Genomic DNA, 12,086 nt, shown 5'->3' with positions numbered 1-12,086 from the left:
CCGCTATTTTAGTCGCACTCTGAATATAACAATTAACGAGTCACCCATGCGTAAACTCTTATCCGCCGCAGTTATCGGCGCTGTTACCTTAAGTTCTGCATCACTTTATGCCGCTCCACTCGAAACCGGATTGCGCTCGACCGTTGGGCCTGTCTACAACAAGCAGGCCGGGGTTAGCAGTTTGTATAACCCTGCCAGTGGCGCCTACCATCGCGATAGCACTCGTTCCTCTGCATATGTACATACCGCCTTTAATATGGAAGCGGGGCTGGAGTATGGAAACATCGATAAACTGTTTGAATATATCGACGGCCTGGCCAATCGTTTAAACGGTGACAGTGGTGATGGCGGCGGCAGTGGTGGCGATGGCGGCAATGGTGGTGACGGAGGTAATGGCGGCAACGGTGGCGGCGGCTTTCCCGGCGATATTAATCTGCCTCCGGAATTTGATATCAACAATCCCGACCTAGAGGCAACCTTAGATTATGTCGCTCGCGAAGCGGCGATTGTAGGCGGTTTGATTGGCCTTGTCGGCGCACAGGCTTACGCTACCGCCGATTACGGTTTTGATATTCCACTGTTAATAAATCGCGATGTTTTCGGCGGCACCTTGGCGTTTAAGCTGAGCTCTCAAAGCCAGTCGTCAGCGGTTGGCATTCCCGAGGCCTTGAACTTCGATAAAGAGCAGGCGCGCGCGGCACTGGATTCGTTGTTGGCGCTCAATGAAGACTCACCAGCGCAGACATTTCAGTTAAGCAGTGGTTTATTGTTATCGGTCGACCCTCAGGGCGAGCAACTGCTATCAACAAGTTTTAGCAATGACAGCACGCTGTTAACCAAAAGTATGAATTTAACCGAGTTTCGCTTCGCTTATTCACGCGAACTCGGTGATTTTGACAGCGGTAATTTATATTTCGGTGTTGAACCGGCGCTGCTTTATGTCGGGCGCTCGAGTTTTGCGACACGCATCGGCGATATTACCGATGCCGAAAGTCTGTTTGAAGATATTCGCAACGCCGAGTTTGAATACAAAAGCGGTGTTACGGCGGATCTAGGAATTATCTGGGCGACCAAGCACTACCAAGTAGGTGGTGAAATCAAAAATTTACACGAAGCGAGTTTTGATTTTGCCGAGCGCAGCACCGGAGATATCAGTAACGCAAGTGTACAGCGACGCCTGCAGCGCGAACTTGAATTTCAACTCGATCGCCAGTTTCGCGCCGACGCGTCAGTATTTACCGCCAATAAGCGCTGGGTTGCCAACTTATCGATGGATCTGAATGAAACGGTCGACCCTATGTATCAAGAGAACCAGTGGCTGCATGTCAGTGCTATGTACAATGCGCCCAGCCGCTGGATCCCGTCGTTTAGCTTGGGTTATCGCCAGAATTTTGCCGGCAGTGAGTTAAATGCTGTCAGCCTTGGTGCGCTGTTCTTTGACGTTGTCAGCCTGGACCTGAGCAGTGCCATGGAAACGGTTGAGATTGAAGATACAAACGTGCCTCGCAGTGTTGCCCTGCGGCTTGGTTTTAAACTCGCTATTTAAATTAGTGGGGCCTACTGAAAGTCGATTTTTTAGCTGGCGAATGCTTTTTTGGGGCCTTTGCAAATAAACGCTCGTAAATATTTAGACAAACAACAAGCGCCAGTGTTTTGTGAGCGCCTGTTGTTTGTCAGGTTTTAATGAGTACCGAGATAGCGCTTGGCTTTATTGGCTTTTAACTTACTTATATCGCACATACACAAGCCGTCCAGGCAATCGCCAAAATCAGGGTCGACACTAAATACCAAGGCCTGAAAACCGCCCTCCTCAAATAGAGCGCTGTACTGTTTAAACAGCACCGGCAGTTTTAGTTCAAATTCGCTGAAGCGACTTTGCATAAATTCAAAAGCCTGCTCTCTATCGAGAGCGGCAAATTCGGCTTCAAGTTTTACTCGAGTCTGGCTGTCTATGTTATACGGCTGCTGAGCTTTGGCGAGGGGCAAGTTCGCAGCGTGGTAGCGCTGGTAAAAAAAGGCCAGGGTATCCATAAGCGCTTTGGGGTAGTCTGCGCTCATGCTGACCGGGCCGACTAAGTAGCGCACATTTGGGCTGCGCGCGAGATAAGCACCGATGCCTTGCCACAGGTAGTCGAGGCTGGCTTTGCCCCAGTATTTGGGGTTTACAAAACTGCGGCCCAGTTCTATGCCCTGCTCGATGTAGGCCGAAAACTCATCGGCATAGTGGTAGAGCGAGGCCGTGTAAAAACCCTCCAGGCCTTTTTCTTCAAGTATTTTTTTACCTTCGCCGAGCCGGTAGGCGCCGGCTATTTCCAGGTTTTCGTGATCCCAGAGTACAAGGTGCAAGTAGTGCTCATCAAAGCTATCGGTATCGGCGCTGCGGCCGGTGCCTTCGCCAACTTTGCGAAAGGCGAGTTCGCGCAGGCGGCCTATCTCTTTTAACAAGGTGCTGTCTTTGTTGCAGCGTGCAAGATAGATACGGTTGCCGTCGCGGGTTTCACCGATCAGCTCATTTTGTTTGAGTTCGGCCTGCAGGGCTTTTCTATCTTGGGGGTGAGCGATGGTTGTTTCGGTTTCAAAAACCGGATTGTGGCGTTTTTTACCCAGGCGGTATAAGTGGGCGCGCAGGCGCTTAACTAAGGTGCGATCGTTCAGCGCTTTGCTGTCGAGTGCTTTGCGGGGTATCGGTGCGCCGACGGAAAAATGAATGCTATTACTTTGCTTGTTAAACATTTCGCGCGCAAGCAAGGCGGTGCCGAGCGGTTTAAACAGCATAGAAGCGCCGTAGAACAACATGGAATTGTGGGCGTGCACGCGTATCGGCAAAAGCGGAGCATCGGCGCGGCGGGCAAAATTCAAAAAGCCGGGTAGCCATTTGCCATCGCGAACCCCCTTGGGGTGAGCGCGGCTGACTTCACCGGCGGGGAAAACAATAATGGCCTCTTCGTTGTTCAGTGCCTTCAGCGTTTCTTTGTAAGCTTTGCGCGCCGAGCTGCCACCCATATTGTCGAGCGGAATAATTAACTCGTTCAGCGCGCTGAAGTTGCTGAGCATGTCGTTGGCGAGTATGCGCACATCGGGGCGAATTTCGCTGATCAGACGCAGCAGGGCGAGACCGTCGAGCGAGCCGATAGGGTGGTTGGCGATAATCACAACACGGCCGAGTGCGGGAATATTGCGGCGCTGATCAAAATTGACGCTGTAGCTGAAATTGAAGTACTCAAAAATCTCGTCAATAAAATCGAGGCCAGTGACACCGGGCCGGTCGAGCAGGAACTGATTAATTTCTCTTTCGCGAATCAGCTTGCGTAAAAACGCCAGCGTCGGCCGGCGAATAATGGGGCTTTGATTGGCAAAGGTCGGGAACTTGTTGTTCACGGCCGCTTCGATATTGATCATAATTCACCTACTTGTGCAAAGCACAGCTTAAGCTGTGCGCCTTGCGCAGCAGGCTAGATGGCTAGTATGACGCTTGCATGAAGCGGCGGTGACACTTTGGTGACTGTTTTTGTGCTCAGCTGACTTGTTTTTGAGCCGGGGTTTTACTTGCCTGTTTCAAACTCTGCATTTGTTTGTGTAACAGTTCCGCGTAGGGCGAGTGAAACTCTGCAATAAGCTGGCAGTTGGCGCTGGTATCGCCGTATTCGAGCAAACTGACTCTGTCCTGGAGCAGTAAAAGGCTGTCGGCACAGTCTTCAATAGCGAGCCCAACAAACGGCATGCTGGCGCTTTCGAGCGTGTTTTCATCAAGGCCGACCTGGGCACTCAGATCCAGTGGTACGCGGTCGATAATGCCACACAGATCGAGCATCAGTTTGGCACAGCAGGCGGCGTTAAACAGCGCCTGCTCCTGGCTTTCAGCCTGCACTTCAATTAAATACCTATCGTTGTGCCAGCGCCAACTGTCAGCGCCATACAAGGCGCCAATATTGTTCAGTTTGACTTCAAAAGTTTTAAAAGTGGAGCGAAACATCGCGCCGCTAAGCTGATTTTGCAGCACAGAGACATTTTTAATGCGCAGGGCCACACAGGCACTTTGCGGCTCATAGCAAATAAAGCGTTCGTGTACGTCGCTGTCAGTGGCTGTTGTTGATTTTGCCGATGGCTCGCTTGTATTTAGCTCGGCTGCATTGTCTTGCGCTTGCGGGCTGGGCCGGCGGCGCTGAGGCAGGCGAATACGCAGTTTGCTGTGGTAGAGCAGACTGAAGGCGGCGTAGCCCAGCCCGCCGAGAATGAGTAAGTTGTACAAGCCTTGCAGCGGCAGTTGGTAGGGGCGGGGCTTGAGGTAGAGCTCGACGGCGCCGGCAATGCTGTTTTCCAGGGTAATCGGCTGTTCAAAGCGCAAAGCCTGCTCAGGTAAAACCCGGATAGCGGGCCCGGCTTGAACCCATATCTGATTTTCCGCGTTGTACACGGCAACACGCAGCACATCCTCGCTGCCGGCGGCAGCTTGAACGATGGCGCCGAGGCTGACAAGGTCGCGGGCAAACGCGGCGGCGACGGCTTCTCTTGCGGTGGCTTTAGTCAGCGCCTGACCGTAGTGGTTTTGCTGCGCGAGTTGTTGTTGCTGCCAACTGCTGTGCACCGACGCGAGCACGGCGATTAAGCCGAAGCTCAGGCCCAAAGCAAATATAGCGAGGCGTTTAACTGGTTGTTCTAAGCTGATCAAGATTTATCCGTATTCTCTAAGGGAGCGGTGCGTCATTGGTTATTGTTGTGTTTACTCAGTACCGGTTAAAGCTGAGCTTGCTCACTCTCTGGGCTAAAAAAGGCAATTTTGTTTGATCTCGCGACCAAATTATCAAGCCTGGGGCAGCGCTTCACTGTGCTGTCACGATATCCGTTATAATGGCCTAGTTGCTAATTAATTAGAAGTCACGACTGTGCGCGAACTGTTACTCATCACGCTTTTTGGGCGAGACAAGCCCGCTGTTACCTCCAAAATCTCAGCCCTGCTCGCCGAGGCCGAGGCCAATATTCTCGATCTCGGCCAGGCCGTTATTCACGAGAACCTCAACTTAGGCATGTTAGTTGAGCTTGCCGATGCCGAACACAGCGGCAACGTTGTTAAAAAAATTCTATTTGCCGCGCACGAGCTCGACATGCAAGTGCGCTTTCAACCCATCGATGAAGCAGAATATGAAGATTGGGTTGCGCTGCAGGGTAAACCCCGCCATATCGTGACACTACTGGCGCGGCAAATCAGCGCCGAGCAAATTAGTAAGCTGACCCGAATTATGGCTGAGCACAGTCTGAATATCGACAATATTAGTCGTTTGAGTGGCCGTGTGCCGCTCGAAGGCAATGGCGCGAGTGCCTGTGTTGAGTTCAGCGCGCGCGGTCACGTCGACGATACTACAGAGCTGCGCGCGCGCTTTGCCGAGCTCGCCTCTGAACTGGATGTCGATATCGCCTTCCAGGAAGACAACATGTTCCGGCGCACACGCAGGCTTGTGTGTTTTGATATGGACAGCACCTTAATCGAAACCGAAGTCATCGACGAGCTTGCCAAGGCGGCCGGTGTCGGCGAGAAAGTGATCGCGATTACTGAAGCGGCGATGCGCGGCGAGCTTGATTTCCAGCAGAGCTTTCGCGAGCGCGTTGCCTTATTAAAGGGCCTGGATGAAAGTGTCTTGCAGGGCATTGCCGAAAAACTGCCGGTGACAGAAGGGGCCGAACGCTTGATATCAACCTTGCGCAAGCTCGGCTATAAAACGGCGATCCTGAGCGGCGGTTTTAATTATTTTGGCAACTATTTACAGCAAAAGCTTGGCATTGACTATGTCTACGCCAACGACCTCGACATCGTCGATGGCAAGGTTAGCGGTGAAGTGCACACTCAGATTGTCGACGGTCAGCGCAAAGCCGATTTGTTGCGCGAGCTCGCTGCCAAAGAGCAGATCAGTCTAAAGCAGGTGGTTGCCGTCGGCGATGGTGCCAATGATTTGCCGATGCTCAGCATTGCCGGCCTCGGCATCGCCTTCCGAGCCAAACCCCTGGTAAGGGCGGAGGCAAAAAATGCAATCTCCAATCTCGGTCTCGATGCGATTTTGTATTTGATGGGCTTTCGCGACAGAGAGATTAGCTAGCTCAGTGCCAGTTTTGTTTTTTGCGGTAGATGGTCGACGGGCTGACTTTTAGCAGCGCCGCTGCCTGCGGAATATTGCCGTGGCAGTGCAAAATGGCGTGTTCGATAATTTCGCGCTCTACAATTGCCAGCGGCCGCACGCCGCTTGTCTGCGGGTTTGTTTGAGCGCCGTTAACGGCTGAGCGCTGAACGGCTTCAGCTTGTTCATTTGCTGTAAGGCCTTGGGGCTCGGCAGGGGGCTCGTTTTGGCTTTGCTTAAAGGGCATGGGCAAGTGCTGTAATTCGACACTTTGGGCGTCGTTGAGTACCACAATATTGCGAATAATATTTTGCAGCTGGCGCACGTTGCCAGGCCAGTCGTAGTTATTAAAGCGGGTTTTTACTTCGCTTGATAGGCTTTCAAATTGCTTGCCGTCTTCTTTGGCATACAGACGAAGAAAATGCTCAGATAGCAAGTTGATATCGTCGTCGCGCTCTCTTAAAGCCGGTAGGTGAATCGGTACAACGTTTAGGCGATAATAAAGATCTTCTCTGAATTCTCCTCTGACTATTTGCTCTAGAGGGTCGCGATTTGTTGCGCATATAAAACGTACGTCAACGCGCTCTTCTTTGCTGCTGCCGACCTTTTTTACCGAGCCTGACTGGATAAAACGCAAAAGCTTGGTCTGCAGCTCCAGGTCCATTTCGCCGATTTCATCGAGGAACAAGGTGCCCCCATCCGCGAGAGTTGCCGCGCCTTTACGCTCACTTGCAGCCCCGGTAAATGCGCCTTTGACATGGCCAAAAATTTCACTTTCCATCAGGTCTTTGGGGATGGCACCGCAGTTTAGCGCAATAAAAGCGCCGGAATTTCTCGGGCTTTGTTTGTGTATGGCTTCGGCGCACACTTCTTTGCCGGTGCCGCTTTCCCCGGTAATAAATATTGTCGCTTTACTTGCCGCTGCCGACTCGATAATACGATACACCGCCTGCATCGGGGCACAGTTACCAACAAAGCCGTGGAAGCCTTTGCGCTGATAAGAGCCGCTGAGGTTGGACACGAGCGCCCTTAGAGTTAAGTTTTCTATATTGTTGCGCACCGTGGTTAGCAGGCGAGTAGCGTCGATGGGTTTTTGCAGGAAGTCATGGGCGCCAAGGCGCATAAGTTCAACGGCGATATCGACATTACCGTGGGCGGTAATCACAATCACACAGCACTGTGGCAGCGCCTTTTTTATTTCTGTGAGTACCTGCTCGCCGGGGATATCGGGCAGTTTTAGATCGAGTAAAACCAAATCTGGGCTCTGCGCTTTGGCCAGGCTGATAGCGTCACTGCCGTTGCTGGCGCTAAAAAGGTGAATGCGTTCTTTTTTTAAGTACTGTTTGTAAACTTCTGACAGTGACGGTGAATCTTCGACAAGTAGTAGTTTAGGTATATGGCTCACAGTCTTGTTCCCTTTTACTTCAGTGCTTAAGCCGGCAAAGCTTGTCTTTGTGTTTATCTTTCTTAGATGGTTTCTATCATTAACAGCGCGGCGTCGTCGGTTAGCACAGTATTTTGCTGAATCACACTGTAAAAGCTGCGTTCACAGGCAGTGTTAATATCCTGAGACAGGCTGGCCTGCATGCTTTGTTTTAGTTTTTGTTCGGCGCAGCTGGCTTTACCCGGTACTGTGTCTAACAAGCCATCGGTCACAACGGCGATGCGCTCAGCGCTGTTAATTTGGTGTTTAGTTGTAGAATAGCTTATGTCGGCCAAGAGGCCGGGTAACATGCCCCCTGAGTTGAGCGGCCGTGTATCTGCATGGGTGACTTTCCAGGCCGGGGGGTGGCCAGCGCTGGCAATATGTAGCTCTCCTTGATCAAACAGTTTAATAACACAGCAGGTACACATGCTTGCCGAGAGCAGTTTGTCGCTGTGCAGGGCTTGCGATAAACCGCTAAGAAAGGTGGCCGGGTCGGGGTAGAGGTCTGTTTTATTGCGGCGCATGTGTTTATAAGCGCTCAATAAACCGCGGATATAACCGAGGTAGGCGTGGCTGAAGAATTTTGCGGCGACATCGTGCCCCATAATGTCGGCGACAATAATAAACGATGTGGCACCGTCATTTTCAAATGCGATCAGGTCGCCCCCGCCTTCGCCGGGGCCGTCACTGTGCAGCGCTAAGCGCCAGCGACCGCTCGTTTGCGGCGGGCGGGCGCACAGTGTTTGGCTAATACGGCTTAACAGCTGCTTGTCGTGCAGGCGTCGAAGTTGTTTGCTGCGTATCAATACACGTTGAATGGTGGTGAGTAACTGGTGCTTGGTAAACGGTTTTAAAATAAAACTATCGGCGCCGAGTTCTGCCGCGCGGGTTGAGAGCTTGTCGTTGCTGTCTGCGCTCATCAGCACAAAGGGGGTTTCGCTGGTGCTGTTAGTTTTGAGCAAATCCTTTTTTAACTCAAAACCACTGCCGTCGCTGAGATGAATGTCCGACAGTATTAAATCAAAGTCATTGTCTTTAAGTTGTTGCCGCGCGTCGTTTAAATTTGTACAAGAGCACAGTTGATAATTAAGGGCTAGGTAGGCTGAATACAGCGCGTTTTGCGCAGGGTCGTCTTCTATTAGCAACAGCTTTAACTGCGAGCCTTGCTGAAGTTGCCACTGTGCCTGTATCCGATTCTGCCACATGCTGGCGCCGGCTGTTGCCGGTGGTGTTGTTGCCGATAAAGCACAGGCCGACGGCGTTTTTTTACAGCTGCTTTTGAGTATTTCAATATGATCGCAGCTACTTTTGACAATGGCAGCGCCGCGACCACCGGAGCGAAAGAGTTCGAGCTTGTCGATACTAGCGAGCTTATCGAAGGCATCGGGCTCAATAGCTGCTGAGTTTTCAAGCCAGGCTTTTAAGTTTTTTTCACTGTTTGACGGTGATAGGCTGCCGATCGTCAACAGCAGGTGGTTCTGTTCCTGGCTGCACAAAACATCGATGCGATTGATGCCTTGTTCATGTTCAACAAAGTTTGTTGCACATTCGGAAAATACAAGCTGAATGTTATCAACTATTTTTTGGTTTTGTTTGTTGTTAACGGATATAAAGAGCGTGTCGAGTGCGGATTTAAGCTGAGCGCGCGCGGATCGTATTGATTCGTAGTTTGCGCTGATCTGTAGCTCAATGAGCTTGAAAGTAAAATCACTGGGCATAATAAAGGCCGCGCAGCGGGCCTTGGCATTGCTCAGCCCGGATGCTCTTAATTTGGTTGTGGTTAGCTATATTGTGGTTGGTTATGCTGTTGTTGTTAGTTCTGGTGTTGTTGCTAGTTATGGTGTTGCTATAACGGTGCTTCACCGGTGTTAATTCAGCCCGTTTTTTTGCACATCTTTTATTGCAGCTAAGCTTAGTTGGGCCAGCTTATGTAGTTCGGCCCTGAGAGGCACGCTGCGCGCTTTATCATTTTGCAGTGCATGCTGTTCTATCTTCTCTGCAAGCTTTTGTAGTTTCGCTGCGCCAAAACTTCCGCTGCTACTTTTTAAGGTGTGAGCTTCAGAGCCTAAGGCTTGCCACTGTTCTTGATCAAATAAGTTCATCATCAGCGGTATACGCTGTTCGGTCTCGTCGATGAAAATCGAAATGATGTCGGGTAAAACTTCCGAAGATGTGTCTCTTTCAAGTTGTTTTAGTATTGAAAAGTCAAGCAGCTCACAATGCTGTTGTGATTGACCGTGCTCGTAAGAATTTGGCCCGGTCTCAGGTTCTGATTCAGGCATTGGCTCAGAACCTGGATCAGACTTGGTTTCGGTTGTCGTCGAGAGCGATATATCTATAGGCGTTTCTACATCAAGCTGCGGCCGGTGTTGCCCACACCAGTAACTAATTTTTTCTCTGAATAATGCAACATCTATCGGTTTGCTGATAAAGTCACTCATGCCTGCTTCGCTGCAGCGCTGTCTGTCTTCTTTGTAGGCGTTTGCGGTCAGAGCAAGGATCGGGCAGCGGTGTGTAGATCCCGCTTGTTTAATAATTTCTTTACTGGCACTAATGCCATCTTTGATCGGCATTGCCATATCCATAAGAATAAGGTCGTAGCTATTTTGTTGCGCCTTCTCGACAGCTTCCTGGCCATTATTGGCAATATCAACCTCAACGCCTAGGTTTTTTAATATGCTTTTTATAACGGCTTGATTAGATGGACTGTCTTCGGCAACTAAAATCTTTGCAGGTATATATAAGCTGTATTGATAATTATGTTCGTCTGCTTGTTTTTGCCAGTTTTCGCCTTCGAATTGAAAGTCGTCGGTGCTGTAGTGGTGGTGTTTGACAAAGCTTTGTAAAAAATTGGTAAGCAAAGACCTGAGCCCAAGGGGCTTGCGAAGTACCAAGTCGAAAAACTGCTGTTTAAGTGTTTTCTCCCGGCCAAAACCATCGTTTGATATCAGGGCAATATTAAGTGCTTGCCGCTGGTTTTGACTGCCGTTATCCATATTGTTTGACGCTTTGTTGTTATTTTTGTTGCTATTTTTGTTGCTGCTGTTATCGTTTGGCAGAGGGCAAACCGTATCTAAATCGTAAAATATAGCGGCATAGTGCCCGGATTTATCTATCTCAAAATGATTGCTATCGGAGTAATTTAGCTGAATGTTAAATAGTTCTAATTGGCGCTTTAAGTAAGTAAATAACGATGGGTTTTGGCTTAATAAAATACACTCGGGTTTTGTTTGTTTGACTCTGGGTAAATGCAGCAAACTTCTACTTTTAATCGGTAGTTCGACGCTAAAACAGCTGCCTTCGTTCAAGCTCGACTGCACGCTGATATTCCCCCCCATAAGTTCGGTCAGTTGTTTGCAAATGGTTAAACCTAAACCGGTACCGCCGGTTCGCCTGGTTGTGCTGTCATCAACTTGAGTGAACTCGTCAAATATATGCTTTAAGTTCTCAGCAGACATACCGATACCGGTATCGCGCACCTTGATTGTCAGCGTATCGTGCATGCTCACCTCGACAGCGACACAGCCAAACTCAGTAAACTTAAGTGCATTGGATATGAGATTGTTCAAAATCTGTTTGATGCGACCTTCATCACCAAAACATTCGCGCGGTACCTTGTCGTCGGTAAGGGTAATAATTTCTACGGGTTTATTGATTACCTGGCCACTCATCAGTTCGCAGCTGTCGTCGACCAACTTCAATAAATCAAACCAGCTGTTTTGAAGTTCGAGTTTGTCGGCATTAATTTTACTGAAATCGAGAATGTCGTTGATAAGCGACAATAAGGTCTTGCCACCGTTTAGGCTAAGTTGAACCAGTTCTTTTTGCTCGTCGCTAAGTGTTGATTCAAGTAACAGGGAGTTGGTGGCGATAATCGCGTTGAGAGGGGTTCGTATTTCGTGACTCATCGTTGCCAGGAAACGGCTTTTGGCGCTGCTCTCTTTTTCTGCTTCCTGGCGGGCTCGACGTAAACGTCTTTCTCCATCGTAGGCACTTTTTAGTTTTTCGTTGACTTTCTTTAATCGAGCTTGGCTCTGTTCGACCGAGTGGCGAAGGTGGGTGTTGGATTCTTGCAGCTTTTCATTCTGAGCCAGGGTGTTTTTCTCAACGCAATAATCCATCACCTTGCCCCAGTATATTGCGGCGGCTTCGTGCACCGTAGAAAGCAGGAAGTCGTCATCCCACGGTTTACTGATATAGCGGTAGATGCTTGAAGCATTGAGAAGGTTTAAGGTGTTACTTATATCGGTGTAGCCGGTAAGAACTATCTTTAGTGTTTCCGGCCAGCGCTCATCTATTTTAATTAGTAAGTCGTCACCTGACATATTCGGCATGCGCATATCTGAAATAATAATGGCGATCTGCTCGCGCTCCATCAGTTCCAGGGCGGCCAGGCCATCGCGAGCGCAGAAGATGTTAAAACCTTGGTCTCTGAGTATGCGTTTTAATGCCTTTAGATTGAACTCTTCATCGTCTACCAGCAGTAGACCTAGTTTTGAAGGAACTTCGTTACTTGAGAGCATGTTGTTTTTCACTGTCATCTTAGCTGCCAT

7 protein-coding genes are annotated in these 12,086 nt (G+C 49.8%); 2 read left to right on the top strand and 5 right to left on the bottom strand.

What is annotated here, in order from left to right; all coding sequences use genetic code 11:
* Positions 1–46: 46 nt before the first annotated feature.
* Positions 47–1,546, top strand: coding sequence for a conjugal transfer protein TraF (gene traF / locus CFK45_RS08435; protein ID WP_096086008.1), 1,500 nt, complete (start codon positions 47–49; stop codon positions 1,544–1,546).
* A 134-nt stretch (positions 1,547–1,680) separates the two neighbouring features.
* On the opposite strand, the gene olsF is transcribed toward traF, so the two are convergent.
* The gene (gene olsF, locus CFK45_RS08430) at positions 1,681–3,399 is read right to left on the bottom strand and encodes a bifunctional ornithine lipid synthase OlsF (protein WP_096086007.1); all 1,719 of its coding nucleotides are present in this window, start codon (positions 3,397–3,399) and stop codon (positions 1,681–1,683) included.
* A 115-nt stretch (positions 3,400–3,514) separates the two neighbouring features.
* Positions 3,515–4,669 (bottom strand): hypothetical protein, encoded by a 1,155-nt coding sequence (locus CFK45_RS08425; protein ID WP_096086006.1) that lies wholly within the window; start codon positions 4,667–4,669, stop codon positions 3,515–3,517.
* A gap of 214 nt (positions 4,670–4,883) precedes the next feature.
* Between CFK45_RS08425 and serB the strand changes: the two genes are divergently transcribed.
* Positions 4,884–6,089, top strand: coding sequence for a phosphoserine phosphatase SerB (serB, locus tag CFK45_RS08420; protein WP_096086005.1), 1,206 nt, complete (start codon positions 4,884–4,886; stop codon positions 6,087–6,089).
* 1 nt (position 6,090) lies between these two features.
* Here serB and CFK45_RS08415 read toward each other — a convergent pair whose 3' ends face one another.
* From CFK45_RS08415 to CFK45_RS08405, 3 genes are all read right to left on the bottom strand, one after another.
* Entirely contained in the window at positions 6,091–7,512 is a 1,422-nt protein-coding gene (locus CFK45_RS08415; RefSeq protein ID WP_096086004.1) for a sigma-54-dependent transcriptional regulator, read from the bottom strand.
* A 62-nt stretch (positions 7,513–7,574) separates the two neighbouring features.
* Complete coding sequence (locus CFK45_RS08410; RefSeq protein ID WP_096086003.1) at positions 7,575–9,251, bottom strand: SpoIIE family protein phosphatase; 1,677 nt, start codon at positions 9,249–9,251, stop codon at positions 7,575–7,577.
* Positions 9,252–9,401: 150 nt separating this feature from the next.
* The gene (locus CFK45_RS08405; RefSeq protein WP_158224647.1) at positions 9,402–12,074 is read right to left on the bottom strand and encodes a response regulator; all 2,673 of its coding nucleotides are present in this window, start codon (positions 12,072–12,074) and stop codon (positions 9,402–9,404) included.
* Between the last annotated feature and the right edge of the window lie 12 nt (positions 12,075–12,086).

The organism is Agaribacterium haliotis (assembly GCF_002312815.1).
Classification (GTDB): domain Bacteria; phylum Pseudomonadota; class Gammaproteobacteria; order Pseudomonadales; family Cellvibrionaceae; genus Agaribacterium; species Agaribacterium haliotis.
Note: the sequence above shows the minus strand (reverse complement) of the source record. Positions and strands in the feature narration are given on the sequence as shown.

Bases quoted from the DNA above. Each gene is read 5' to 3' on its own strand.
- traF (WP_096086008.1), top strand. From the start codon at position 47: ATGCGTAAACTCTTATCCGCCGCAGTTATCGGCGCTGTTACCTTAAGT.
- olsF (WP_096086007.1), bottom strand. From the start codon at position 3,399: ATGATCAATATCGAAGCGGCCGTGAACAACAAGTTCCCGACCTTTGCC.
- CFK45_RS08410 (WP_096086003.1), bottom strand. From the start codon at position 9,251: ATGCCCAGTGATTTTACTTTCAAGCTCATTGAGCTACAGATCAGCGCA.
- CFK45_RS08405 (WP_158224647.1), bottom strand. From the start codon at position 12,074: ATGACAGTGAAAAACAACATGCTCTCAAGTAACGAAGTTCCTTCAAAA.